Source organism: Streptomyces sp. NPDC050147 (assembly GCF_040660195.1).
Taxonomy (GTDB): Bacteria; Actinomycetota; Actinomycetes; order Streptomycetales; family Streptomycetaceae; genus Streptomyces.
Genome location: NZ_JBFALJ010000044.1, coordinates 12,984 through 37,755, shown reverse-complemented (window position 1 = coordinate 37,755; position 24,772 = coordinate 12,984). Strand labels below are relative to the sequence as shown.

The following is a 24,772-nucleotide window of genomic DNA, read 5'->3' as shown; positions in this document are numbered from 1 at the left end:
CAAAACCTGCCGCGCCGGGCGCCCCACCAAAAACCCGGGGGGTGCCTAATAGATTCAGCCCCTCCGGCGTTTGAGGAGCGGGGTCTGGGGCGGAGCCCCAGTTTCGGGAAGGGGTGGGATTGGGGATAGCCCCGCAGGGGACGCCCGAACCTCATCCCCGCGGCGGCGACGCAATCGCCCTCGCCGCGGCCACCTCCTGGCGGAGGGGCTCGAGGACGCTCTCCTGGGGGCCCGTGAAGGAGGCCGAGACCTCCTCCAGGATCTCTGAACCCCGCAGCCCCTGCGAAAGCTCCCGCAGCTGCCGCGCAACCTCCCCCACCTCAGTGAGACTCGGCTCCCCCGCCCCATGCCGAATCCGCACCCGCGCAGCGGTGGTCGCGTCCACGATCCGCTCGACGGCGATCACCAGCGGCCACCACGCGGCAGCCCGCGCCCCCATCGGGGGCGGTTCCGTCAGGGCGCGCTGGAACTCCGTACGGATGACGGACAGGTCCCGGTACAGGCCGCGCCGCATCCGCGCCCGCGCCGCCACGTCCACCGCCGTGCCGAACGCGCTCTCGACGTACGACGCCGTATCGGCCACCGCGCCCGCGAGACGGTCGCCGATCCGTGTGTGCCAGCTCTCCGGCCACAGCAGGTACCCCGCCACCAGCGAGATCCCGCAGCCGATCAGGCTGTCCACGAGGCGTGGCACGACGAGCCCGAAGCCCTGGTGGTTCAGGACGTCGGAGAGGAGCAGGATCACCGGGGTGATCGCGGCCGTCTGGTAGCCGTAGCCCCGCGGTGTGAGCGCCGGGATCAGCGCCGCGAGCACCAGCATCACCGGCACGTCCCACCAGCCCCGCGGCACCTGTGACAGGACCGCGGCCGCCACCACGAGCCCCGCCGCCGTGCCGATCGCCCGCAGCACCGCCCGCGAGAAGACCGAGCCGAAGTCAGGCTTGAGGACGAACGTGACGGTGAGCGCCACCCAGTACGAGCGGGGTACGTCGACCAGTGACACCAAGGACTGCGCGATGCCGATACAGAGCGCCAGGCGCAGGCCGTAGCGCCAGGAGGCGCCCGACAGGATCACGTTGCGGGCCGCTCTGCGGGCTCGTACGCGCAGGGCCGCCGGGCGGCCCAGGCGGTCGTCCACGGTCACGACGCCGTGCGGGTCGGGGTCGTTGAGGAGCTCGGCCACGTGGCGCAGGGCGTGGTCCACGACGTCGGCCGAGGGGTCCGGCGGGTCGGGGAGCACGGGGTCGGGGACCGGGGTCGGCGCGCGGCCCGCCACCGCCTCCGCCAGGCGCCGCACCTCCGCGGGGAACTCCGGCGGCATCGGAACCCCGCACTGGTGCGCCGCGGGCGCGGCCTCGATGACCGGCGTGATCGCGTTCAACTGGGCGACCAGGCGCACCAGGTCCGGGTTGCGGCCGTGCGCGCGGGTGCGGCGGGCGAGGACCAGGTCGTACGACTGGTTCAGGGAGGTGGTGACGGCCGTGCGCGCCTCGTCGTAGCGGTCCGTACCCGCCGCTTCGAGCAGCGCGGCCACGCTGCGGTAGGTCGCCGCGACGGCGGCCCGCTCCGGGATGCCGGATCTGAGCGGCCAGGCGAGCAGGGCGAGGGTGAGGACCAGGAGGCCACCGCCGGTCATCAGGGCCGGGGCGAGCCACCATTCCCCCGGCATCGGCAGTCCCGCCCCCACCACGGAGTTGAGCAGCAGGAGCAGGCCGGACACGGACGCCACGGCACCGATCGTGGACATCATCCCGGAGACCAGCGCCACGAGGGTGACCACGCCGACCGCCACCCAGCCGTGCCCGAAGACGAGCGAGCCGATGGTGACACCGAGCGCGCCGAAGAGCTGCGGCACGGCGATGTTGAAGATCCGCATGCGGTACGCGTCGGCGGTGTCGCCGATGACACCGGACAGGGCGCCCATGGAGGCGAGCGCCCCGTACGCGGGCTGCCCGGCCGCGAGACCGATGAGCAGGGGCAGCGTCAGGGCGACGGACGCGCGCGCCACCGCCGCCCACGGGATCGGCGCCGTCTGCGGCTTGAGCGTCCTGACCAGCCAGGGAGGCGGGGCGAGGGCGCTCAAAGGGGCCGGTGGTGCGGGTGGATCACGGCGGGGCATGCGGCCATTATTGCCACCCCTGTTGCCGCTATGCCTGGCCTGACCTGCGTTTTACCGCTTCGCCCCGTGCAGCGTCAGGTCCACCACCAGGGTGCGGTGGTCCGTGTCACCGATGTCCAGGAAGCGGGCGTCGCGGGCCGAGAAGTCCGGGGTGGCCAGGACGTGGTCGATCTGGGTGCCCAGCGGTGACATCAGGTCGGCGGGCCAGCTCGGGGTGCGGGCCGATCCCGCGAGGCGGGCGGCGTCGCGTACGCCTCCGGTGTCCAGGATGTCGCGGAAGGCCGCGTGGTCCTGGGTGGCGTTGAAGTCGCCCGCGATGATGGTGGACCGCTTCGCGCGCCTGCCCTCTGCGGCGTAGTCGCGGAGTTCGGCGAGTTCGGTGCGCCAGGTGGAGAGTTGCTCGGGCAGCGGTGGCATCGGGTGGGCGAGCTGGACGCGGATCGGGTGGCCGCTCTTCAGCTCGGCGACGGCGCCGGGCATGCCCAGGGTGCCCGCGAGGCCGCTCGCCTTCTTCAGGGGCAGCTTGCTGACGATGACCGAGCCTTCCGCGCCGCCTGCCTCGCTCGCGGTGCGGTAGGGGTAGTCGGAGCGGGGCAGTTCGTCGCGCAGGGTGTCGGAGCAGACGTAGTCGCACTCGGGGACGAACAGGAGGTCGGGTTTCTCCTCGCGGACGGCCTTGAGCAGGCCGCGGGTGGCCTTGCCGAACTCCACGTTCGACGCCATGACGCGGATCTCGGCGACGGCCGGCCCTGCCGGTTCGTCCGTCTTGCCGTACGGCTCCATGAACCAGGCGACACCGCCGAGCGCGACGACGCCCCAGACGAGGCCGACGCGCCAGCGGGCGAGAGCCACGAGCAGCAGGGCGGCGATCGCCGGGGCGAGGAGCCAGGGCAGGAACGCGAGGATCTGCGGTACGGGGGTGAAGCCGTCGGAGTCCGCGATCCGGAAGCCGAGGACGGTGCTGACGCCGGCCAGGAGGAGGGCCGCCAGCCAGGCGGACGGACGCTGCCGGGGGCGCCTCCTCGCCTGCGGCTCGGGCCAGTCCGCTTGGGGGGCCGTCCTCGCTGCCGTTGCGCTGTCCAAGGCCGGCCTCTCCGTCTGGGGTCCTGCGCGAATCTTCCCCTAGAGACGGCGGGGGGCGCGGGAGGGTTGCATTTCCTCGACCGCCGGACGGCGCCGAAGCAGCCATGCGGCAAGCGAGACCGCCAGCCCCGCCCCCGTGATCACCCACGCCGCCACAGTCAGCGAGGACGTCAGCGCGTCGTACACCGCCTCCGCCGCGGGGCGGGAGACGTCCTTCGGGAGGTCGTCCAGGGTCAGGCCCCGGCCCACCGTGACCGCGACGCCGAGGGCCGCTCCAGCGAGGGCCGTGCCGAGGGCCGTGCGGATGATCGCGCGGCGGCGGTGGACCGCCAGGAAGATGCCGGCCACGGCGAGGAGGACGGCGGCGACCGGGATCCAGAGGCCCGCCACCTGGAGCATGTGGAATCCCTTTCCGAAGGGGCCGAGGTCCGACGACTCCATGAGCGTCACCTCGGTGTGCGTGACGGGAATGCGGTGCGCGAACGGCACGTCGTCGGCGGCCAGTTGCCGCTTGACCTGCTCGGTGATCGGCGCGAGGTCGATGGTGACCGCGCCGCCGTCCGACTGGTCGACGAGCGCGTCCTGCACCGCGTCGTGCGCGGCGCGGTTCGCCGCGTTCCAGGCCGTCTTGAAGGCCTTGGTCTCGCTGAAGGACCGCACCGCGTCCCGTACGAACGATTCGACGGTGCCCTGCAGCGGGCCCACGTCGATCTCCTTCATCACCGAGTCGGTGACCGCCGCTGCCACCGCGTCCCGTACGTCGGGGTCGGAGGCGAGCGGGGCCATCGTGGCGACGTACTGATCGGCGTCCTCGATCTCGTACTTCGCCCAGGTGGAGAGCGCGCCGAGTGGCACGAGGAGGACGGCGACGAGGAGGAGGACGGCGGACAGCGGGCGTCTGAACACGACCCCCAGCAGAAGTCCCGGTCACGCCTGGCGCGACCGGGACGAGTGCATATGGGGCAACTGGGTCCCCTGCTCGCGGTGGTAGAGGGGCGTCTACTTGCGGTTGAGAGGCGCGTCTACTTGCGGTTGTACAGGCGCATCGTCACCGGGCCGAACACCGCCACGAGCAGCACCACCCAGCCCAGCGCCCACGCGAGGGACGAACCCGGCGACGTGCCCGCCATCAGGTCGCGGACCGCCGACGCCAGGTGCGTGATGGGGTTGTTGTTGACGAAGGCCTGCAGCCAGCCCGGCATCGTCTCGGGCTTCACGAAGATGTCGCTGAGGAACGTCAGCGGGAAGATCACCATCATGCTGACGCCCATCACGGACTTCTCGGTGCGCAGGAGCAGACCGAACATCGTCCACACCCACGAGAAGGCGAAGGAGAAGACCAGCAGGAGCAGTACGCCGCCGATGACGCCGAGGACGCCGCCGTCCGGGCGGAAGCCCAGGATGATGCCGACGGTCAGCATGACGACGGACGCGATCGCGTAGCGCAGGGCGTCGCCCAGGAGGTAGCCGACCATCACCGACGGACGCCAGATCGGCAGCGTACGGAAGCGGTCGAAGACGCCCTTCTCGATGTCGGTGTTGACCGAGACGCCCGTGTACATCGTGATCATGACGACGGACATCACGAGGATGCCGGGCAGCAGGTACTGGATGTACTCACGCGGCGATCCGGCGAGCGCGCCCCCGAAGAGGTACGTGTACATCAGCACCATCATGATCGGGAAGGCCGTCACGTCGAAGAGCTGCTCCGGCACATGCTTGATCTTGAGCATGGCCCGCCAGCCGAACGTGAGGGACGCGGAGAGCGCGCTGGGGCGCGAGGGCCGGTCACCGGCCACGAGCAGTTCGGCGAGGGACTCGGCCTTGACCGGCGCCAGGTCCTGGGCCTCGGAAGTGGGGGTCGCGGTGCTCATGCCTTCGCCTCTTTCTCCGCCATGTCCGTCGCGTGGTGGGGTGTGCCGGTCAGGGCCAGGAAGACCTCGTCCAGGCTGGGCTGGCCGAGGGAGAAGTCGTCCACGGTGATGCCTGCCCGGGCCAGCTCGGCGAGGGCGCGGGACGCCTTCTCGGCGGCGCCCTTGCCGTTCGCCTCGCCGTTGCCGACGCGGGCGGTGAGGGCCACCGGATCGGGCTCGAGCTGGACCTCCGTGTCGAGCGCGAGGCGCAGCGCCCGCGCCGCGTCCTCGCGCTGGTCCGCGTCCCGGAGCCGCACGTGCACCGAGCCCGCGCCGACCGACGCCTTCAGCTCGCCCTTGGTGCCCTCGGCGATGACCTTGCCGTCGTCGATGACGGCGATGCGGGACGCGAGGTGGTCGGCCTCGTCCAGGTACTGCGTGGTCAGCAGGACCGTCGTGCCGTGCGCGACGACCGAGCGCACGATGTCCCAGACCTGGTTGCGGCTGCGCGGGTCGAGGCCGGTCGTCGGCTCGTCGAGGAAGAGCAGGTCGGGGGTGTTGAGGATGGACGCCGCGATGTCGATGCGGCGTCGCATACCGCCGGAGTAGTTCTTCACCTGGCGCGCGGACGCGTCGCTCAGGCCGAAAGCCTCCAGGAGCTGTGCCGCCCTGCCGTACGCCGCCTTCTTGCCGTGCCCGGTGAGGCGGGCCAGGAGCACCAGGTTCTCGGTGCCCGTCAGGTCTTCGTCGACCGAGGCGTACTGCCCGGTGAGGCTGACTCTGCTGCGTACGGCGTCGGCCTCCCGCACGACGTCGTGGCCGAAGACGTGGGCGTCGCCGCCGTCCGGGCGCAGCAGGGTGGCCAGCATCTTCACGGTCGTGGTCTTGCCCGCGCCGTTCGGGCCGAGCAGGCCGTAGACCGTGCCGGCCGGAATGGTGAGGTCCACGCCGTCGACGGCGCGGTTGTCCCCGAAGGTCTTCACCAGGCCCGCGGTCTCGATGGCCACGCTGTTCATGTCGTACGCCCTCTCCACGTCAGTGGTCGTCCGTTACGAGGGCAGACCGTCCGCGCGGCGCAAACTCATCGTCCGGTGGAGCCCTAGGCCGAACGGGTGTTTGCTGGAGGGGTGAGAAAGAGGGGAGGGGGAGGAGATCTGGGGGGAAAGAGGAGGTCGATCATGCGGACCACTCCGGCCCTGAGGACCACTCCGGCCGCCCTGGGAACTCTCGCCACCGCGCTCCTGACCACGGGCGCACTGTCCCTCGGAGGTGCCGCACCAGCATCCGCCACCGCGCCACCCACGCACAACGACCACGAGGTGGTCTGGGGGACGATCGTCGCCCCGCACGACCTGAAGATCCGGGACGCGCCGTCCACAGGCGCCTCGATCGTCGCGAAGCTTCCGGCGGAGAGCCAGGACCGCGTCGAGTGCCAGACGCGCGGTACGAGCGTGTGGGGCAACTCGTACTGGTACTGGCTGGGCGGGGTGCGGGGCTGGGCCAGCGCCGCGTACGTGGACACCGGCGGGCACCACGTGCCCAGCTGCGCCACCTCCGACCCGTGCAAGGAGTACAAGCCCTGCTGGGACACGTGTGAGGGCGGCTACAACAACCGGCACCACTGAGGCATCGCCGAAGTGTCTGGAGAGTCTGGAGGAACGTCATGGCTCACGTGGCATCCACTTCGACCACACCCCGCGTGCTCGGCGGTTCCCCCGCCACCAGGGCCGCGACGGCCGCCGTGCTCATGGGCCTCGTGTTCGGCATCGTGGTGACCCAGCGCGCCGCGGGCTCGGTCGCCGACGGCAACGCGTGGCTCGGCATCGTCTCCGGCGTCGTCTTCGCCGTGCTCTTCATGGGCGTGCACAGGGCGGCGCCCCGGCTGCCGCGCGAGCTGCGCGCGGCGGCGTGGGCGAGCTTCGCCGGGATCGCGTTCGGCTTCGTCTACAGCCAGGGCATGCCGGGTCCGAGCGTCCTGCGCTCCACGTTCATGGCCGTGGCCGTCGCGGCGGGCGCGTTCGCGGTGATGTTCTACCGGTACTACACGAGGGAGTGACCTGGGGAGGCGAATCCTCCGTACCGCCTGCGCCCATCCGAACGCGACGGTGCCCACCAGCGTCGAGCGCGCTGATGGGCACAGTCGGTTCAAGCGGCAGGTCAGCCGACCTTCTCCAGTCTGTCCTGCTTGTCCAGCTTGTCCAGCGCCTTCGCGAGACCGTTGGCCCAAAGCTGGTCCACCTTGGCCCGCTCGTTCGCGTCCGGCTGCGAGTTGGTGCACGAAGTGCCCGGTCCGCCGCCGGACATCAGCTCACTGCACGGACCTTCGTAGTGGTCCGGCAGGCCGAGGACGTGACCCGTCTCGTGCGCGGTCACACGGGTCGAGTCGTACTGCTGGTTCTGCGCGTAGTCCAGGAAGATGTACCCCTGACCGTGGCCGTCCGTGCTCGCGTACGAACCACGCGGGTCATTCCCCTCGCGGTACTCGAAGCTCGCACCGCCACTCCCCTCCTGGAGCTTCACATGGGACACCGCGCTGTTCCAGATGGAGGTACTGCTGGCTATCTGCCGCGCGAAGGTCGGGGCACCGGAGGCGTCGTACACCACGGTGACCTGCTTCGCGCCAGGGTTGGCCGCGCGCTTCTCGGCGACCGACTTCAGGACGGCGTCGAAGAACGCCTTGTTGGCCGCGGCTTCCTCGCCGGAGCCCGCGTAGTCGGCGTACGCGGAGGTGGCGGACGGCGCGGTGGGGGTCGCGGCCGTCGCGGACGTCGTGCCGAGACCGGCCGCCGCGAGGCCGAAGACGGCCGCGGCGGACAGGTGACGCTTGTTCATGTGGGGGGCTCCCTACTCGTTCGGTGAAAGATGAACGGTTCGGTACCGGGAGTGTCGGGGAGCCAGGGACGTCCGCGGATGATGGCAAGTGGCGATAGCACCGGGCTATCAGCCGCCGTCCGCCGGCCTTCCGTACGGTCCGTACGGTTTTCCGCCCGTGCCCAACTCAGGTGGTTCCCGTGGGGTTTGTGAGGCTGGTGCGGCGCCCTTCGCCGCTCTACGCTCACAGCCATGGAGCTCGAGGTGAGGCACCTCCGTGCACTGTGCGCCATCGCCGACACCGGCAGCCTGCACAAGGCCGCGCGCCAACTCGGCATGAGCCAGCCCTCGTTGACGACGCAGTTGCGCCGCATCGAGCAGGAGATCGGCGGCCAGCTCTTCGCCCGCGGACGCACCGGCTGCCGCCCGACCCCGCTCGGCCGCGTCGCCCTCAGCCGCGCACGCCCCCTCGTCAGCGAGATGCGGGCCATGGTCAGCGAGACCAAAGCGGCCGCCGCCCGCGCCACCGAGGGTCCGCAGTTGCGCATCGGTTCCACGGCCAGCCGTGCCATACCGGGCTGGCTGCGACGGCTGCGGGTGCGCCTGCCCGCCACCGAGACCTCGCTCCAGATGGACGTCTCCGCGAACGCGCTGCTGCGCATGGTCGCGGGCGGACAGCTCGACGTGGCGTTCGTGCACGAGGTGGAGGGGAATCCACTGCGGATGCCGGAGGCTCTGCGGCGGCGTGTGCTGGTCGAGCGCGAGCCGCAGTTCGTCTTCCTCCCGGCCGACCACCCTGCGGCGGCGAAACCCGTCGTCCACCTCACCGACCTCGCCGCCGACCGATGGATGGTGGACCCGACGGTGGACGGCGAGTGGGACGGACTGCGCCGGGTGCTTCGGGCAGCCGGGCTCAACCCCCGCGTCCTGCACGGCGATTACCTCACCGCTGCCTCGCTCGTCGCCACCGGCGAGGTCGTCACGGTCTGCCAGCCGACCTCGCACGGCAGACCCGACATGGCGGTCCGGCCGCTGTACGGCGATCCGCTCGGGGTGCGGCTGCTCGTGGCGGCCCGTACGGAGCAGGAGCTCGACGCGGTGTACGGGGATCTCGAAGCCGCGTACTGGGAGGCGGCTCACCAGTCGCCCGCATACCGGGAGTGGCTCGAAGGCCGGGCCACAGCGGCCTGAGCCAGGCACCGCCTGAGCCAGGCCCCCCGCGGGCGCGGGAGGCCTGGCTCACATACGTTCCGACGGAACCGCCGCTCAGACGCCGATGTCGCGGCCGTCCTTGCGCCACACGGACACGACCGACGGCCGGACGATCTTCCCCGGCCCGTCGGGCCACGCGCTGGCGGGCTTCTCGACGGACGCGCCGTCGATCTCGCCCGGGTGCTGCACCGCGACGAGCACGCGGTTGTCCTGGATCAGCGGACCGCAGGTCTCCGCACCCTTCGGCATGGTCATGAACTGCTTGAGCTCACCGCGCCGGTCACCCTTGGTCGCGACACCGAACAGGCCGTCGTGCGAGCCGAGTTGGTTGCCGTCCGTCGAGATCCACAGATTGCCGTGCGGGTCGAAGGCGACGTTGTCGGGGCAGGAGATCGGGCTGACCTTGTCCTTCGGGAAGCCCGCGAAGTACGTGGCCGGGTCCTCGGGGTCGCCCGCGACGAGGAAGAGCGACCAGGCGAAGGTGGTCGACTCGGGCCGGTTGCGGCGCTCGGTCAGTTCGAGGATCTGCCCGTGCTTGTTGAGGTTGCGCGGGTTGGCCTCGTCGGCGCCCGCCTTGCCCGCCTTGCCGCGGTCGGAGTTGTTCGTGAGCGCGACGTAGACCTTGCCGGTGTGCGGCGACGGCTCGATGTCCTCGGGGCGGTCCATCTTCGTGGCGCCGACCTTGTCACCGGCCTGACGCGTGAAGACGTACACCTCCTCGGCGGTCATACCGTCGACGTGCGAGACGGCGTGGCCCTTGGGGCCCGCGGTGGCGAGCGGGATCCAGACGCCGCTGCCGTCGAACTCACCGTCGGCGGGCAGCTTGCCGGTGCCGTCGATGTCGGCCGCCGGGGAGTCGCCGGTCAGCTTGGCGACGTACAGCGTGCCCTCGTCGAGGAGCGTGAGGTTGTGCTCGTGCGCGGCGCGGGAGGTGCCCTTGGCGACGCGCTTGCTGCTGACGAACTTGTAGAAGTAGTCGAACTTCTCGTCGTCACCCATGTAGACCACCGGGCGGCCGTCGTGCGTGAGGCGCGGCTGGGCGGCCTCGTGCTTGAAGCGGCCGAGCGCGGTGCGCTTGCGCGGGGTCGAGTCGGGGTCGTACGGGTCGAGCTCGACGACCCAGCCGAAGCGGTTGGCCTCGTTGGGCTCCTTGGCCAGGTCGAAGCGGTCGTCGAACCGCTCCCACTTGCGCTCGGACGCGGCGCCGATGACGCCGTAGCGCTTGAGGCGGGCGGCGGCGGTGGGGTCGGTGACCTTCTCCGCGTTGGCGAAGTACTGGTTGAAGTTCTCCTCGCCGTGCAGGGTCGTGCCCCACGGGGTGGTGCCGCCGGCGCAGTTGTTCAGGGTGCCGAGGACGGTGGTGCCGCGCGGGTCGGCCTTCGTACGGACGAGCTTGCCACCCGCGGCGGGGCCGGTCAGCCGGAACTCGCTGGTGGCGGTGAGGCGGCGGTTGAGCTGGTGACGGCTGACGGCGGTCAGCTTGCCGCTCCTGCGCTCCTCCTCGACGACCACGACGGAGAGACCGTGGGCCGCCCAGGCGATCTCGACCTGCTCGCGTGTCGGGTTGGCGGCGTCGTATCCCTTGAACATCAGGACTTCGTCGGTGTACTCGTGGTTGGCCACGAGGACCTGACGCCCGCGCTCACGGTGCAGCGGCAGGAGGGAGAGGAAGTCGTTGTTGTAGCCGAACTGCCCTGCCTGCGCCTTCGCGGTCTGCTTGTCCGCGTCGAACGCCGGGGCGCCGCGGAGGATGGGCTCGCCCCAGCGGATGACGACGTTCTGGGCGTAGCCGTCCGGGATCGTCACGGCGTCGGTGGTGTTGGGCGCCACGGGCGTGAAGCGAAGACCGCGCGCCCCCTTTTTGCTCTTGTGCGACGACGGTTTCTGGACCGCGGCGGCGGCTTCCGCCTGCGAGGCCGCGGGGCCGGCGACGACGGCACTGCCCGCGGCGGTCGCCACGGTCACGACCGCGGCGGCCCGCATCATCGAGCGACGGCTGAGAGCACCGGCTATCACGTCGCCGACGTATTCGTTGTCGCTCGTGTTGGGCACCTCGTGGAAGCAGGCGTCACCACAACGGAACCGGCAGGTCAAGGCGGACCGGTTGCCGCTCCCCTGGTGCGAGGTGATGATCGGCAGCAACTTGCGCACGGTTCCTCCGTTGTGTGGCGTGGCTCGAGCGTGGCTTGATTACGCCGTGACGCTAGGCGCGGAGGTCGGCAGGGCGGCGGCCTGAGGGTGAACGGGAGGTGAACCGAGAGCGCACAGAGGGCAGTTGAGCTGCGGGTGCGCGGTAAGAGTGATGGTCAGAGAGCGGTGGGGCGACCCTCACCAAGATCGCGTAGTGCGGCGGCTAACCTTACGTGTCCGCCCTGGCCAGGGGTTATCGGGAATCAACTCACGCGAAGGGGTGCACCCATGGGCATTCTGAGTGTCCTGCGGAATGCGTTCGGACGGTCGTCACGCAAGGGGGATCAGGCTCCTGAGCCTGAGGCGGTGACTCCTGGGACCCCGGAGACGCCGGAGCCCCAGGAGACCTCGGAGGCCCCGGAGGCTGCCGCCTCTGACACCTCTGACGCCTCTGACACCTCTGCTCGCTCTGTCGCTTCCGCCGCTTCTGCGTCTTCTGCGTCTTCTGCGACGGTGCCTGCGCCCTCGTCCGAGCGGGTGCCTCCGGCGGCCGAGCCGAAGGCGTCGGTTCCGGCGCCGTCGTCCGAGCCTTCTCCTTCGGCGGTGGACGATCTCGTCGCGGCGGCGTTCGACCGTGACCGCGTGACGGTGCCCTCGCCTTCGCCGGAACCGGATCTGGCTCCTGAGCCCGAGGCGGCTTCCGAGCCGGACCTGGCTCCTGAGCCCGAGGCGGCTCCTGAGCCCGAAGCGGAGGCCGTCATCCCGGAGGCTGTGGCCCCCGAGGCGGTCGCTCCCGAGGCCGTAGTCCCCGAGCCCGAGGCTGTCGCCGACGCCGCTGCCGCTGTGGGCAATCGTCCCGCTGGGCGGGACGGGCGGGCACAGCCCTCGACGCCGGGTACCGATGAAGCGGCGGAAGCACCCGTGACCCCGGCGGAGCCCGAAGCCGCCGTGGCGCAGGAAGTGCCGGACGCCCCCGCCACCCCGGCGGAGCCCGAAGCCGCCGTCACCCCGGCGGAGCCGGACGCCCCCGCCACCCCGGCGGAGCCCGCTCTCTCCGTGGGCAAGGTCAAGAAGCGTGCCCCAGGCCTCGCCACCGCCTACAAGGCGGCCGGCGCGGCGCTGGAGAAGAGGGAGCTCACCGGGGTCCGCGCCCCCGTGTACCTCGTGCTGGACCGCTCGGGGTCCATGCGCCCGTACTACAAGGACGGCTCCGCCCAGAGCCTGGGCGAACAGGTCCTCGCGCTCGCGGCGCACACCGACCCCGCGGCCACCGTGCACGTCGTCTTCTTCTCGACGGAGATCGACGCCACCGGCACCCTCACCCTCCCCGAGCACGAGGGCCGTATCGACGAGCTGCACGCCGCGGCGGGCCGCATGGGCCGCACCAGCTACCACCGCGCGATCGAAGAGGTCGTGGCCCACTACGAGAAGTCGGAGCACAAGGGCGAGCCCGCCCTCGTCGTCTTCCAGACGGACGGCCCCCCGGACGCGAAGGGCCCCGCCAACCAGGCCCTCGCGGACGCGGCCAAGCACCCCCTCTTCTTCCAGTTCGTCGCGTTCGGCGAGCACGAGGCGAAGGGCTTCGACTACCTCCGCAAGCTGAAGGCGGAGAACGCGGCCTTCTTCCACGCGGGCCCCGCCCCCCGCGAGCTCACGGACGCGGAACTGTACGACGGCCTGCTGGCCGCCTGGCGCCCGTAGCCCCGGAGGTCGTACCTCCAAGGGGTGGACCCCGGGAAGGGTCCACCCCCTGGAATCGAGGTGAACCGCCCGCTCCGGGGCCGTTAGGATTTCGACCATGGCGGCCACTGGATCCGAGAAGCAGGGAGCGGGCGAGAACGCGAAGGCGTTCTACGTCTCGACCCCCATCTACTACGTAAACGACGCTCCTCACCTGGGCCACGCCTACACGACCGTTGCAGGGGACGTGCTCACGCGCTGGCACCGTCAGCGCGGCGAGAAGGTGTGGTACCTCACCGGCACGGACGAGCACGGTCAGAAGATCATGCGCACTGCCGAGGCGAACGACGTCACGCCCCAGGCGTGGTGCGACAAGCTCGTGGACGAGGCCTGGCGGCCTCTCTGGGAGCACCTCGACATCGCGAACGACGACTTCATCCGCACCACGGAGAAGCGTCACACGGACCGCGTCCAGGAGTTCGTCCAGGATCTCTACGAGAAGGGCGAGATCTACAAGGGCGGCTATGAGGGCCCGTACTGCGTGGGCTGCGAGGAGTACAAGCTCCCCGGCGACCTCATCGACGGGGCCGACGACGGCGAGTTCGCGGGCCAGAAGCTCTGCCCGATCCACAAGAAGCCGGTGGAGCTCCTCAAGGAGGAGAACTACTTCTTCAAGCTGAGCGAGTACGGCCCCAAGCTGCTCGCCCACTACGAGGCGAACCCCGACTTCATCCAGCCGGAGTCGGCCCGCAACGAAGTCGTGAACTTCGTCAAGCAGGGCCTTCAGGACCTCTCCATCTCGCGCTCGACGTTCGACTGGGGCGTCAAGGTCCCGTGGGACGACAAGCACGTCATCTACGTCTGGGTCGACGCCCTCCTCAACTACGCCACGGCCGTCGGCTACGGCGCGGACGAGGAAAAATTCAAGTCAACCTTCCCCGCCGACGTCCACCTGGTCGGCAAGGACATCCTCCGCTTCCACGCGGTCATCTGGCCCGCGATGCTGATGGCGCAGGGTCTGCCGCTGCCGGGCCGCATCGCGGCGAACGGCTGGCTGATGGTCGGCGGCGAGAAGATGTCGAAGTCGAACCTCACAGGCATCAAGCCGCAGGACCTCACCTCGCACTTCGGTGTCGACGCGTACCGCTGGTACTTCCTGCGCGCCATCGCGTTCGGCCAGGACGGCTCGTTCTCGTGGGAGGACTTCACCGCCCGCTACACGAGCGAGCTGGCGAACGACTACGGCAACCTCGCCTCGCGCCTGGCGGCCATGGTCGGCAAGTACTTCGGCGGCGCGCTCCCCGAGGCGACGGCGGCCGGTGCGGCTGAGCAGGCGGTCCAGGAAGGCCTGGCCAAGGCGGTCGCGACGGCCGACCTGAAGATCGGCGAGGAGCTGGACTTCCAGGCCGGCATTCTGGCGGTCTTCGCCTTCGTCAAGCAGGTCAACGGCTACATCACGGAGCAGGAGCCGTGGAAGGTGGCCAAGGACGAGTCCCCGGAGGGCAAGGCCCGCCTGGCGACGATCCTCTACACGGCGGCGGAGTCGCTGCGCGCGGTGGCCGTCCTGCTGAACTCGGTCATGCCGGACACCTCGCAGAAGCTGTGGGACTCGCTCGGCGCGGAGGCCTCGCTGGGCGCGCTCGCCGAGCAGAAGGTCCAGGACGCGGGTACGTGGGGTCAGCTGCCGGTGGGCACGACGGTCACGAAGGGCGCGGTGCTGTTCCCGCGTCTGGAGGAGCCGAAGCAGGCGTAGTCGTAGTCGTAGTCGCAATCGACTGGACTGTCCGGTTATGACCTTTATGGCCGCCAGTCCTGAACTACCTTGAAGGGGCCCGCGATTCACCTCGCGGGCCCCTTCTTCTTGCCCAAGTTGGCTGAATCATGCGGGTCGGATAGCGATACCGATCACATTCGACCAGAACTCACGCCGTCTTCACATCTTCGTACGTACGCTTCACTGTATGACCACGACTCCCGACACCCCGAACCGGCCGCGCCCAGCGGCCGAGGTGAATGAGGAGATACGCGCGCTCTGGCTTCGGACGGGCGGATATCTTCGCCCCGAACAACACCTTGAGTACGAGAAGCTCGTGGCGGAGTGGGCCGAGGCGACGTCCGAGGCGGCGTCACACTCATCGGCCGTGTGAGCGAACGGCGCGAGCCGGCCGCCACGCGAGCCGACAACTGAGCGGTCCACATGAGCCACCCGCGACGCGAACCAACAGCAGCAAACCAGTCTCACCTCGCCCGCCTCGCGAACCACGCTCCGTGAATCACGTCCCGTGAGCTCGTGAACTACCGCGCCTCGGCTTCCGCTTCTCCCGCTTGAGCCGCTTCTCCTGCTTGAGCCGTTTCGTACGACCCCACGAGCCGCGCCAGCTGGCGTCCCACGGCCCGCAGCGGCTCCTCGCTGCGGTTGACCTGGGCGGTCACCTCCGCGCCCTCCAAGGCGCTGATCACGGTGGTCGCCAGCTCCCGCGCCTCTCGCGCGGCGAAGCCCGAGCCGAGCAGCTTCTCCTCCACGAGGCGCTCCCAACTGCCCAGCGCGGTCGCGCACACCCGCTGGATCTCCGAGTCCGTGCCCAGCGTCTCCAGGGCCGCGGCGGTGACGGGGCAGCCGTCGACCCAGCCCGATTCCCGTAGGCCCACGGCGAGTTCCGCCGCGCAGGCCTCGATCGCGGCGCCCGGATCGTCGGCCGTGGTCAGCGCGGCGCGCAGCATCTCGGCGAACTCCTCGCCGCTGTGCGTGATCGCGGCCACCGCGACGGCTTCCTTCCCACCGGGAAAGAAGTGATAGACGGAGCCGAGCGTGGCCTCCGCCTCCTTCGCGATCTGCTTGATGCCGGTGCCGACATACCCCTGACGCTGGAGCAGGCGTGCGGCGGCGATGACGATGCGGTCGCGGGTGCCGGGTGTCGCGGCTGCGCCAGAGCTGGGGCCGGGGGTCGAGGGGGTCTGAGCCATGCGGCCAGCTTACCCCGCCACTAATTAGAGCGTTCGTTCCAGAGATGTGCTACGTTCCTGCCATGCTCTAGATAGAGCGTTCGTTCTAGCCGGGAGAATTCATGACTGCCACCCAGACTCCGACCCCCGTCACCCTCATCGGTCTCGGCCCCATGGGTCACGCCATGGCCACGGCCCTGCTCGACAAGGGCCACCAGGTCACCCTGTGGAACCGCACGGCATCCCGCGCGGACGACCTGGTGAAACGCGGCGCGACTCTGGCCGCCACCCCCGAGGAGGCGATCGCCGCCAACGAGTTGGTGATCCTGAGCCTCACGGACTACGCCGCGGTGCACTCCGTGCTGGAACCGGCGGCCGGCACCCTCTCCGGCCGAGTGATCGTCAACCTCAGCTCGGACACTCCGAAGAAGGCGCGGGACGCGGCGAGTTGGGCCGCGCGGCACGGTGCCACCCACCTCACGGGCGGCGTGCTCGTCCCGCCCCACGGCATCGGAAAGCCCGAGTCCTCGACGTTCTACAGCGGCCCGCGCGAGGCGTACGACAAGCACCGGGCGACGCTCGAGGTCCTCACGGGCGAGACGGACCACCGGGGCGAGGACCCGGGCCTCGCGGCGCTGATGTACCAGCTCAACATGGTCATGTTCTGGACGAGCATCTCCAGTTACTGGTACGCGGTCGCTCTCGCCAAGGCCAACGGCCTCTCGGCGGCGGACATCCTGCCGTACGCCTCGGAGAACATGACCGGGATGCCGGAGTTCCTCTCCTTCTACTCGTCGCGCATCGACGCGGGAAACCACGACGGCGACGTGGACCGCCTGGCCATGGGCCTGGCGAGCATGGAACACGTGGTGGCGACCCACACCGACTCGGGCGTGGACGCCGCGCTGCCGTCGGCGGTGGCGGACTTGTTCCGGCGCGGAATGGAAGCGGGCCACGCGACGGACAGCTTCTCCAGCATCGTGGAGCTGCTGAGGCAGGAGACGCCGGTGAGCTGACTGACGACTGCCGCGGCTTGACGTGGCGGCTGACCTGGCGGTTTGCCTAATGGTTGACCTGGTGGTTTGCCTTACGACCGGCTTGCGCTTGGACATGCAGGCAAATGCCTGCATGATGGAGGGGTGAGTACGAACAAGGGCCCCAGCCCGGTCGACAAGGTCTTCAAGGCCTTGGCCGACCCCACGCGGCGCCACCTCCTGGACCAGCTCCACGGCCGCAACGGCCAGACGCTGGGTGAGCTGGCCGAAAGCGTCGCGATGACGCGCCAGTCGGCCACCCAGCATCTGGCTCTCCTGGAGGAGGCGAACCTGGTCAGCACGGTGTGGCGGGGACGGACGAAGTGGCACTACCTGAACCCGGTCCCGCTCCACGAGATCCAGGAACGCTGGATCGGCAAGTTCGAGTACCCACGCCTTCAAGCACTCAGCGCACTGAAACAACATGCGGAGGCCGCCATGACCACGAAGCCGACGTACGTCTACGTCACCTACATCGAGAGCACCCCGGAGAAGGTCTGGCACGCCCTCACCGACGCGGAGCTGACGGCGGCGTACTGGGGGCACGCCAACATTTCGGACTGGCGGCAGGGCTCTGCCTGGGAGCACCGCCGCACGGACGGCTCCGGCATCGCGGACGTGGTGGGCGAAGTGGTGGTGGCGACACCGCCGAGGCGCCTGGTGACGACGTGGGCGGACCCCGAGGCCACCGCCGACTCCGCCGAGCCCTCCCGGGTCACCTTCGACATCGAGCCGTACGGCGGGATCGTGCGCCTTACGGTCACGCACGAGAACCTGGCGAACGAGGCCGAGCGCGACGCGGCGGCAGCCGGCTGGGCCGCGGTCCTCTCCAACCTCAAGTCCCTCCTGGAGACGGGCTCCCCGCTCCCGGAGGAGCCTTGGGCGGTGCCGCTCCGCTGAAGCCGTACGCCATCGGCCGACAGGTGACGGCGACGTCGGTGCGCGCTGCCGCACTCACGCACATGATTGAGCCCGAAAGCGACCCCGATCACGCCAACGGGCGGCCGCCGGGCGGGGTGAGTGAGCGGTGTCGGGAGTAGCGGTGGTGAGTGGTGTGACTGCTGTGGTGTTCATCCCGTACGCCCGCGATCGCAAAGTGGGGCATACCGGCGTCCGGAGGTGTGGATTGCAAGAAAGTTCCACCTCTGGCCTGCACGGCATGGCGTGTCGTGGGACTTTCCTGCAACCCACCACCGATGGCCGCCCGTCGCGGACTCGGGCCAGCCGACGCGACGCAGGAGCGCCCTTGACACCCGTCCCGGAACCGCCAACCTCGCGACAACCGGACGGCCCCGGCACCCACACCACCCCCGGCCCAGCAAAGCCCCCGCCCGACTCCCGGGAACGCATCACCACCTGCACCGAGCTCAAAGCCCGCAACGCCCGCACCGCCCCCACCGCCACCACCCGCTGGCGTGACCGAGCCGACCATCACGGTTACCGACGCGGAAGAACCGTTCGCCCCACAAGCAGAAGCACCGTCCCTCCCAAAAGAGCACTAACACCGAGGGCCCGGAACCTCTCGGTTCCGGGCCCTCGGCTAACCAGCTCCTAGGGCTATTTCTCCTCGCCCTTGCCGGAAGCAACCGGCTTGCGCAGCGAAATGTTCAGCTCGCGCAAGCGGCTCTCCTCCAGCTCCGAGGGCGCGCCCATCATCAGGTCCTGGGCGTTGCCGTTCAGCGGGAAGGCGATCGTCTCGCGGATGTTCGGCTCGTCCGCGAGGAGCATGACGATGCGGTCGACGCCGGGGGCGATGCCGCCGTGCGGCGGGGCGCCGAGGCGGAAGGCGCGGAGCATGCCCGCGAACTCCCGCTCCACCGTCTCGGCTTCGTAGCCCGCGATCTCGAAGGCCTTGAGCATGACCTCGGGCTCGTGGTTACGGATCGCGCCGGAGGACAGCTCGATGCCGTTGCAGACGATGTCGTACTGCCAGGCGAGGATGGAGAGGGGGTCCTTCTCCTCCAGGTCCTTCATGCCGCCCTGCGGCATCGAGAAGGGGTTGTGGGAGAAGTCGATCTTGCCGGTCTCCTCGTCCTTCTCGTACATCGGGAAGTCGACGATCCAGCAGAAGCGGAAGACGCCCTCTTCGAAGTGGCCCGCGCGCTTGGCCGCCTCGACGCGCACCGCGCTCATGATCTTCGAGACCTCGTCGAACTCGCCCGCGCCGAAGAAGACCGCGTACCCCGGAGCAAGCGACAGGCGCTTCGTCAGTTCCTCTACGTTCGCCTCCGTCAGGAACTTCGCGATCGGGCCCGTCAGCGAACCGTCCTCGGCCACCCGCACCCAGGCCAGGCCCTTCGCGCCCTGCTCGACCGCGTAGTCACCGAGGCCGTCGAAGAACTTGCGGGACTGCGACGCCGTGTCCGGGACCGGCAGGGCGCGGACGTGCTTGCCCGCGAACGCCTTGAACTCCGACCCCTCGAACACGTCGGTGATGTCGACGAGTTCCAGCTTCGCGCGCAGGTCCGGCTTGTCGTTGCCGTACTTCAGCATCGACTCGCGGAACGGGATGCGGGGGAACGGGGACGTGACCTCGCGGCCACCGCCGTACTCCGTGAAGATTTCCGTCATCAGCTTCTCGATGGGCTGGAAGACGTCTTCCTGCTCCACGAAGCTCATCTCGACGTCGAGCTGGTAGAACTCGCCCGGCGAGCGGTCGGCGCGCGCGTCCTCGTCGCGGAAGCACGGCGCGATCTGGAAGTAGCGGTCGAAGCCCGAGATCATCAGGAGCTGCTTGAACTGCTGCGGGGCCTGGGGGAGCGCGTAGAACTTGCCCGGGTTCAGGCGGGACGGGACGACGAAGTCGCGGGCGCCCTCGGGGGACGTCGCGGCGAGGATCGGCGTCGCCATCTCGTTGAAGCCGAGGGCCACCATCTTCGAGCGGATCGAGGCGATGACGGACGAGCGCAGCATGATGTTGCGGTGCATGCGCTCGCGGCGCAGGTCCAGGAAGCGGTACTCAAGGCGCCGCTCTTCGTTCACGCCGTCGTCCGCGTTGATCGTGAACGGGATCTGCTGGGCGGCGCCGAGCACCTCGACCTCGGCGGCCTCGATCTCGATCTCGCCGGTCGGCAGCTCGGGGTTCACGTTCTCCGCGCCGCGCGAGACGACCTTGCCGTCGATACGGACGACCGTCTCCTTGGAGAGCTTGTCGAGCGTCTCGGCGGCGGGCGTGCCGGGGCGGGCCACCAGCTGCGTGATGCCGTAGTGGTCGCGCAGATCGATGAAGAGGATGCCACCCAGGTCTCGGCGATTGTGCAGCCAGCCGCTCAGCCGGACGTCGGAGCCGACGTCAGAGGCGCGGAGCTCGCCGCAGGTGTGGGACCTGTACCGATGCATCTTCGTTCATCCAGTCTTCGCGAATAGGGGAGAGAGCAGACAGTCCCCAAGGCTACCGTCCGGGCGGAGATCGCTTTCCGGATTACTTGCCCGATCGCTCCCGGAGGGCTCCCCGCCACTTCCGGCGGTGGCGACTTGTCCATCGATCTTCCTAAAGTGGGTCAATGCGCACCGACGATCCCTTGCAGCAGGCGGGGCAGGCCGGGGACGAACCCCTGCCCCCCGTACGGGACGTTCTCGCCGCCATCGCGACCGGCCTGTGGCGCTGGGACAACGCGGCCGGCACCGTCACGCTCGATGCCGAGGCCGCCCGCCTCCTCGGCCTTCCCGAGCACGCCCAGACCCTCACCGAGGCGGGCGTGCGCTCCCGCTTCCACCCCGTCGACTGGAACGAGATCGACGGCATCGTCCAGCTCGCCGTCGCCGAGGGCACCCTCGCGGAGGCCCGCCTGCGGATCATGGACGACCAGGGGCGGGTGCTGCGCATCGTGCGCAGCCGCTCCAAGCCGATCGTGGACGCGGCCACGCACGCGTACGAGCTCATCGGCACCCTCCAGGAGGTCAGCGAGCCCCCGCCGGGCGCCGCCGCCCGCACCCCCGTCACCGGCGACTGGCGGCGCTCGCGCGAGGCGTTCCTGCTCGACGCGGGGCGCGCGCTCGCCGAGGCGCGGTCGACGGAGGAAGTGCTGCGGGTCGCCAGCGGGCTCTCCATGCCCGGGTTCTCGCCCGACGGGCTCGGTGTCTTCGGGGTCGAGGGCGACCGACTCAAGATCATCGGGCATTACGGGCACCAGCCCGGCGACGACCTGCCCTTCTCGGCGATGACCCTGGACACGGACTATCCGGCCGCCGAGGTGGTCCGCACGGGCCGCGCGGTCTATCTCTCCTCGCCCGAGGAGTACCACCGCCGCTACCCCGCCACCTGGCCGCTGGCCCGGCCCTTCGAGCGGCAGTCGTGGGCGTTCTTGCCGCTGACCGTCGCGGGCCGCACGATGGGCGCCTGGCTCGCGGCCTTCGCCTACCCCGTCTCGTTCACACCGGACGAGCGCTCCGTCCTGACGACGGTGGCCCGGATGCTGGCCCAGGCCCTGTCGCGGGCCGGGGTGGCCGAGTCGGAGCGGGAGCTGACGGAGGGGCTTCAGCGGTCGATGCTGCCGCTGCTCGGGCCGCGCATCCCGGGGATGGCCGTGGCCGCGCGGTATGTGCCGACCGGCGGCGGTCTCCAGGTGGGCGGCGACTGGTACGACATGATCCCGCTGCCCAACGGCCGCATCGCCTTCGTCATCGGCGACGTACAGGGCCACGACGTACGGGCGGCGGGGCTGATGGGGCAGCTGCGGATCGCCCTGCGCGCCTACGCGTCGGAAGGTCACCGGCCGGACGCTGTACTGTCCCGGGCCACCCGCTTCCTGTCGGGCATCACGGACGGCATCACGATCGGATCGAACGGCGCCTCCGAGGACGACGCCACCGACCCCGCCGATCCGCGCTTCGCGACCTGCCTCTACGTGGAGGCCGACCCGGCCACCGGCGTCCTGGAGATCGCCCGCGCGGGCCACCCCGAGCCGGCGATACGGATGAGCGACGGAACGGTCCTGCTGCGCCCCACGGCCGGCGGCCTGCCGCTCGGCATCGACCCGGACGCGGACTACCCCACGACCCGGCTCGTCCTGGAGCCGGGCGAGACGATGCTGATCTGCACCGACGGCCTCATCGAGACCGGCGGCCACGACCTGGACAGCGGCTGGGAGCGGATCCGCGCGATCCTGGAGCGGGACGGAGGCGACGGCGACGACGGCCTCGAAGAGCTCGCCGACAACCTCGTGCAGGCGGTGCACGGCCCCTCCTCGCACCAGAACACGGGGCCGCTCATGGAGCGCCGCGAGGACGACATAGCGGTTCTGCTGCTGCGCAGGGCCGGAAACCCCGCCCATCGCACGCCCGCCCGCCGCACCGTCCTGACGGTCGCGCAGGCCGAGCCGGAGCGCATCGCGGGCGCGCGGCGCCATGTGCGGGAGCTGCTGCACGACTGGGCGGACGCCGATCAGATCGACTCCTCGGTCCTGATGGTCTCCGAGATGATCACGAACGTACTCGTGCACACGGACGGCGACGCCCTGCTGGTCGCCGAGGTCATCGGGGAGCCGGGCTCGCGGCGCCTGCGGGCCGAGGTCTCGGACGGCAGCGACGACCTGCCGCACAAGCGCCACCCCGGGGAACTGGCGTCGTCCGGGCGGGGGTTGGTCCTGATGGAGCTGCTCGCCGACGCGTGGGGGGTGGAGCCGCGGGGCGAGGGCAAGAGCATCTGGTTCGAGCTCTACGAGAGGAACGCGGACGAGTGACGCGGGCGCCCCGAAGCGCGGGCGAGTGACGCGGGCGCCCCGAAGCCCCGGCCACCGCCGATCACCGGCTCCGCCGCGTCCGTGCGTTCGTCCTCAGCCGCCGGACGTGCTCGATTCCACCGCCTCGTTCCGTTCTCGCAGCTCGGAGATGACCCCGAAGGCCGCCGCCGTCACGGGAACGGCCAGCAGCATCCCCAGGATTCCCGCCAAGGACGCCCCCGCGGCGATCGCCAGCATGACGATCGCGGGATGCATCTGCACCGTGCGGCTCTGGATCACCGGCTGGAGCACGTGCCCCTCCAGTACCTGCACGGCGAGCACGACGCCCAGCGCCCACAGCGCGATGACGAAGCCCCGGTCGGCGAGCGCGACGAGGACGGCGACCGCGCCGGAGATGAACGCGCCCAGATAGGGGATGTAGGCGCCGATGAACACGAGCGCGCCGAGCCCCCACGCCCCCGGCACCCTCAGGACCAGGAGCCCGACGGTGATGCAGACGGCGTCGATCAGGGCGATGAACGTGGTCCCGCGCATGAAGCCCTCGACGGCCCCGAAGGCGCGCCGCCCCATCGCCTCGACGGTGTCGGCGGTGCCGCGCGGGGCGAGCGAGCGCATGGACCCGAGGGCCCGGTCGGAGTCACGCAGGAAGAAGAAGACGAGCAGCAGCGCGAGGACGGCCATGGCGATCATCTCGCCGACGACGCTGAGCCCGCTGATCACCCCGGACGCGGCGGAGCTGCCGAACTTGCCGAACAGGTCCTTGGCGTTGGAGGCCATGTCGTCCAGGGAGGTCCCCGCGGCCCCGAAGTGATCGGAGAGGTCGGTGGCGGCCTGCTTCAGGGAGGCGACGATCTGGTCGCCGGTCTCGATCAGCGCCTTGGCCACGATGTACAGGGCGCCGCCGACGACCGCGAGGATGACCGCGCAGGTGAGCCCGGCGGCCAGCGACCGCTGCACCCTCATCTTCAGGAGCCAGCGGTGGACGGGACCCAGGAGCGCCGTGCCGAGCAGGGCCAGAAGGACCGGCGTGACGGCCGCCTTGAAGGTGACGACGAGCCAGATCGCCACGGCGGCCACGCCCGCGACCAGCAGGAGGACGACGCACCAGGCGGCGGTACGCCGTACGGGCTCGGGCAGGAGGGTGCTCACCCTCCTACCCGAGCACGGGCCGCGTGGCCCCGCACGTCGTGTACGCCGAACAGCCGCTGCCTACATGCCGTGCACGGCGGGAACCGTGCCGAGCAGGCCCTTCTGGAAGTCCTCGAACGCCTGCTGGAGCTCGGCCTGACTGTTCATCACGAACGGTCCGTAGTGCGCCATCGGCTCGCGGATCGGCTGCCCGCCGAGCAGCACGACCTCCAGGTCGGGGGTGTTCCCGTCCTGCTTCTCGTCCGCGCGGACGGTCAGCGAGGAGCCGGAGCCGAAGACCGCCGTCTGGCCCATGTGCACCGGACGGCGCTCGGCACCGACCGTGCCGCGCCCGGCGAGCACGTACGCGAGGCCGTTGAAGTCCTCGCGCCAGGGCAGCGTGACCTCGGCGCCGGGGCGCACGGTCGCGTGGATCATCGTGATCGGCGTGTGCGTGACGCCGGGGCCCTGGTGCCCGTCGAGCTCACCCGCGATGACACGCAGGAGCGCGCCGCCGTCGGGGGAGGTGAGGAGCTGCACCTGACCGCCGCGGATGTCCTGATAGCGGGGGTCCATCATCTTGTCCCGCGCGGGCAGGTTCACCCAGAGCTGGAGGCCGTGGAAGAGGCCGCCGGACTGGACGAGGGACTCCGGCGGAGCCTCGATGTGCAGGAGGCCGCTGCCGGCCGTCATCCATTGCGTGTCGCCGTTCTGGATGGTGCCGCCGCCACCGTTCGAGTCCTGGTGGACGAAGGTCCCGTCGATCAGGTAGGTCACCGTCTCGAAGCCGCGGTGCGGGTGCCAGGGCGTGCCCTTCGGCTCGCCCGCTCCGTAGTCCACCTCTCCCATCTGGTCCATCATGATGAACGGGTCGAGGTGCTTGTAGTTGATCCCCGCGAACGCCCGGCGGACCGGGAAGCCCTCGCCCTCGAAACCGCTGGGGGCGGTCGTCACGGCAAGCACGGGACGGGCCACGGCGTCGGCGGACGCGGCCACACGGGGCAGGGTCAGCGGGTTCTCGACGGTCACAGCGGGCATGTCGGTGCCTCCTTCTTCGTACGCTCACTTTAGTTGAACGTAGAACTTCTTGCCACCCGG

The 24,772-nt window shown here is 70.3% G+C and carries 20 protein-coding genes; 9 read left to right on the top strand and 11 right to left on the bottom strand.

Features of this window, described 5'->3' with window-relative positions; translation table 11 throughout:
• Nucleotides 1-151: 151 nt before the first annotated feature.
• The 5 genes from AB0I94_RS40395 to AB0I94_RS40375 all read right to left on the bottom strand — a co-directional run bounded on the left by AB0I94_RS40395 (nt 152) and on the right by AB0I94_RS40375 (nt 6,071).
• Complete coding sequence (locus AB0I94_RS40395) at nt 152-2,119, bottom strand: FUSC family protein (RefSeq protein WP_363314808.1); 1,968 nt, start codon at nt 2,117-2,119, stop codon at nt 152-154.
• A gap of 51 nt (nt 2,120-2,170) precedes the next feature.
• Nucleotides 2,171-3,202, bottom strand: a complete 1,032-nt coding sequence (locus tag AB0I94_RS40390) for an endonuclease/exonuclease/phosphatase family protein (RefSeq protein WP_363314807.1) — start codon at nt 3,200-3,202, stop codon at nt 2,171-2,173.
• Between the two features lie 39 nt (nt 3,203-3,241).
• The gene (locus AB0I94_RS40385) at nt 3,242-4,108 is read right to left on the bottom strand and encodes a hypothetical protein (protein ID WP_363314806.1); all 867 of its coding nucleotides are present in this window, start codon (nt 4,106-4,108) and stop codon (nt 3,242-3,244) included.
• A gap of 116 nt (nt 4,109-4,224) precedes the next feature.
• On the bottom strand, nt 4,225-5,076 hold the full coding sequence (locus tag AB0I94_RS40380; protein ID WP_363314805.1) for an ABC transporter permease: 852 nt from the start codon (nt 5,074-5,076) through the stop codon (nt 4,225-4,227).
• Nucleotides 5,073-6,071: an ATP-binding cassette domain-containing protein gene (locus tag AB0I94_RS40375; RefSeq protein ID WP_363314804.1), complete on the bottom strand. Its 999-nt coding sequence runs from the start codon at nt 6,069-6,071 to the stop codon at nt 5,073-5,075. The genes AB0I94_RS40380 and AB0I94_RS40375 overlap by 4 nt, the downstream gene beginning before the upstream one ends.
• A 162-nt stretch (nt 6,072-6,233) precedes the next feature.
• Between AB0I94_RS40375 and AB0I94_RS40370 the strand changes: the two genes are divergently transcribed.
• Both AB0I94_RS40370 and AB0I94_RS40365 read left to right on the top strand, forming a co-directional pair.
• The gene (locus tag AB0I94_RS40370) at nt 6,234-6,680 is read left to right on the top strand and encodes an SH3 domain-containing protein (protein WP_363314803.1); all 447 of its coding nucleotides are present in this window, start codon (nt 6,234-6,236) and stop codon (nt 6,678-6,680) included.
• Between the two features lie 47 nt (nt 6,681-6,727).
• Nucleotides 6,728-7,111, top strand: a complete 384-nt coding sequence (locus tag AB0I94_RS40365) for a hypothetical protein (RefSeq protein ID WP_363314802.1) — start codon at nt 6,728-6,730, stop codon at nt 7,109-7,111.
• Nucleotides 7,112-7,212: 101 nt separating this feature from the next.
• Here AB0I94_RS40365 and snpA read toward each other — a convergent pair whose 3' ends face one another.
• Nucleotides 7,213-7,887, bottom strand: coding sequence for a snapalysin (gene snpA, locus AB0I94_RS40360; RefSeq protein ID WP_363314801.1), 675 nt, complete (start codon nt 7,885-7,887; stop codon nt 7,213-7,215).
• Nucleotides 7,888-8,118: 231 nt separating this feature from the next.
• On the opposite strand from snpA, the gene AB0I94_RS40355 reads away from it, so the two are divergent.
• Nucleotides 8,119-9,057 (top strand): LysR family transcriptional regulator, encoded by a 939-nt coding sequence (locus AB0I94_RS40355; protein ID WP_363314800.1) that lies wholly within the window; start codon nt 8,119-8,121, stop codon nt 9,055-9,057.
• 75 nt (nt 9,058-9,132) lie between these two features.
• On the opposite strand, the gene AB0I94_RS40350 is transcribed toward AB0I94_RS40355, so the two are convergent.
• Nucleotides 9,133-11,229, bottom strand: a complete 2,097-nt coding sequence (locus AB0I94_RS40350) for a PhoX family protein (protein ID WP_363314799.1) — start codon at nt 11,227-11,229, stop codon at nt 9,133-9,135.
• 582 nt (nt 11,230-11,811) lie between these two features.
• Between AB0I94_RS40350 and AB0I94_RS40345 the strand changes: the two genes are divergently transcribed.
• From AB0I94_RS40345 to AB0I94_RS40335, 3 genes are all read left to right on the top strand, one after another.
• Nucleotides 11,812-12,909: a VWA domain-containing protein gene (locus AB0I94_RS40345; RefSeq protein WP_363314798.1), complete on the top strand. Its 1,098-nt coding sequence runs from the start codon at nt 11,812-11,814 to the stop codon at nt 12,907-12,909.
• 97 nt (nt 12,910-13,006) lie between these two features.
• Nucleotides 13,007-14,641 carry a methionine--tRNA ligase gene (gene metG, locus AB0I94_RS40340; protein WP_363314797.1) on the top strand — a complete coding sequence of 545 codons (1,635 nt, stop codon included), beginning with the start codon at nt 13,007-13,009 and terminating at the stop codon, nt 14,639-14,641.
• A gap of 208 nt (nt 14,642-14,849) precedes the next feature.
• On the top strand, nt 14,850-15,035 hold the full coding sequence (locus AB0I94_RS40335; RefSeq protein ID WP_363314796.1) for a hypothetical protein: 186 nt from the start codon (nt 14,850-14,852) through the stop codon (nt 15,033-15,035).
• A gap of 148 nt (nt 15,036-15,183) precedes the next feature.
• On the opposite strand, the gene AB0I94_RS40330 is transcribed toward AB0I94_RS40335, so the two are convergent.
• On the bottom strand, nt 15,184-15,852 hold the full coding sequence (locus AB0I94_RS40330) for a TetR/AcrR family transcriptional regulator (RefSeq protein ID WP_363314795.1): 669 nt from the start codon (nt 15,850-15,852) through the stop codon (nt 15,184-15,186).
• A 101-nt stretch (nt 15,853-15,953) separates the two neighbouring features.
• Here AB0I94_RS40330 and AB0I94_RS40325 point away from each other — a divergent pair, with 101 nt between their 5' ends.
• Nucleotides 15,954-16,847 (top strand): NAD(P)-dependent oxidoreductase, encoded by an 894-nt coding sequence (locus AB0I94_RS40325; RefSeq protein WP_363314794.1) that lies wholly within the window; start codon nt 15,954-15,956, stop codon nt 16,845-16,847.
• A gap of 123 nt (nt 16,848-16,970) precedes the next feature.
• Nucleotides 16,971-17,765: a metalloregulator ArsR/SmtB family transcription factor gene (locus AB0I94_RS40320; RefSeq protein ID WP_363314793.1), complete on the top strand. Its 795-nt coding sequence runs from the start codon at nt 16,971-16,973 to the stop codon at nt 17,763-17,765.
• A 657-nt stretch (nt 17,766-18,422) separates the two neighbouring features.
• On the opposite strand, the gene aspS is transcribed toward AB0I94_RS40320, so the two are convergent.
• Complete coding sequence (aspS, locus tag AB0I94_RS40315) at nt 18,423-20,204, bottom strand: aspartate--tRNA ligase (RefSeq protein WP_363314792.1); 1,782 nt, start codon at nt 20,202-20,204, stop codon at nt 18,423-18,425.
• Nucleotides 20,205-20,368: 164 nt separating this feature from the next.
• On the opposite strand from aspS, the gene AB0I94_RS40310 reads away from it, so the two are divergent.
• A complete protein-coding gene (locus AB0I94_RS40310; RefSeq protein ID WP_363314791.1) occupies nt 20,369-22,546 on the top strand; it encodes a SpoIIE family protein phosphatase in 2,178 nt (725 codons plus the stop codon).
• Between the two features lie 93 nt (nt 22,547-22,639).
• Here AB0I94_RS40310 and AB0I94_RS40305 read toward each other — a convergent pair whose 3' ends face one another.
• Nucleotides 22,640-23,695, bottom strand: coding sequence for an AI-2E family transporter (locus tag AB0I94_RS40305; RefSeq protein ID WP_363314790.1), 1,056 nt, complete (start codon nt 23,693-23,695; stop codon nt 22,640-22,642).
• Nucleotides 23,696-23,755: 60 nt separating this feature from the next.
• A complete protein-coding gene (locus AB0I94_RS40300; RefSeq protein WP_363314789.1) occupies nt 23,756-24,712 on the bottom strand; it encodes a pirin family protein in 957 nt (318 codons plus the stop codon).
• Nucleotides 24,713-24,772: the final 60 nt, after the last annotated feature.

Bases quoted from the DNA above. Each gene is read 5' to 3' on its own strand.
- AB0I94_RS40395 (WP_363314808.1), bottom strand. From the start codon at position 2,119: ATGCCCCGCCGTGATCCACCCGCACCACCGGCCCCTTTGAGCGCCCTC.
- AB0I94_RS40380 (WP_363314805.1), bottom strand. From the start codon at position 5,076: ATGAGCACCGCGACCCCCACTTCCGAGGCCCAGGACCTGGCGCCGGTC.
- AB0I94_RS40375 (WP_363314804.1), bottom strand. From the start codon at position 6,071: ATGAACAGCGTGGCCATCGAGACCGCGGGCCTGGTGAAGACCTTCGGG.
- AB0I94_RS40370 (WP_363314803.1), top strand. From the start codon at position 6,234: ATGCGGACCACTCCGGCCCTGAGGACCACTCCGGCCGCCCTGGGAACT.
- snpA (WP_363314801.1), bottom strand. From the start codon at position 7,887: ATGAACAAGCGTCACCTGTCCGCCGCGGCCGTCTTCGGCCTCGCGGCG.
- AB0I94_RS40355 (WP_363314800.1), top strand. From the start codon at position 8,119: ATGGAGCTCGAGGTGAGGCACCTCCGTGCACTGTGCGCCATCGCCGAC.
- metG (WP_363314797.1), top strand. From the start codon at position 13,007: ATGGCGGCCACTGGATCCGAGAAGCAGGGAGCGGGCGAGAACGCGAAG.
- AB0I94_RS40335 (WP_363314796.1), top strand. From the start codon at position 14,850: ATGACCACGACTCCCGACACCCCGAACCGGCCGCGCCCAGCGGCCGAG.
- AB0I94_RS40330 (WP_363314795.1), bottom strand. From the start codon at position 15,852: ATGGCTCAGACCCCCTCGACCCCCGGCCCCAGCTCTGGCGCAGCCGCG.
- AB0I94_RS40325 (WP_363314794.1), top strand. From the start codon at position 15,954: ATGACTGCCACCCAGACTCCGACCCCCGTCACCCTCATCGGTCTCGGC.
- aspS (WP_363314792.1), bottom strand. From the start codon at position 20,204: ATGCATCGGTACAGGTCCCACACCTGCGGCGAGCTCCGCGCCTCTGAC.
- AB0I94_RS40310 (WP_363314791.1), top strand. From the start codon at position 20,369: ATGCGCACCGACGATCCCTTGCAGCAGGCGGGGCAGGCCGGGGACGAA.
- AB0I94_RS40300 (WP_363314789.1), bottom strand. From the start codon at position 24,712: ATGCCCGCTGTGACCGTCGAGAACCCGCTGACCCTGCCCCGTGTGGCC.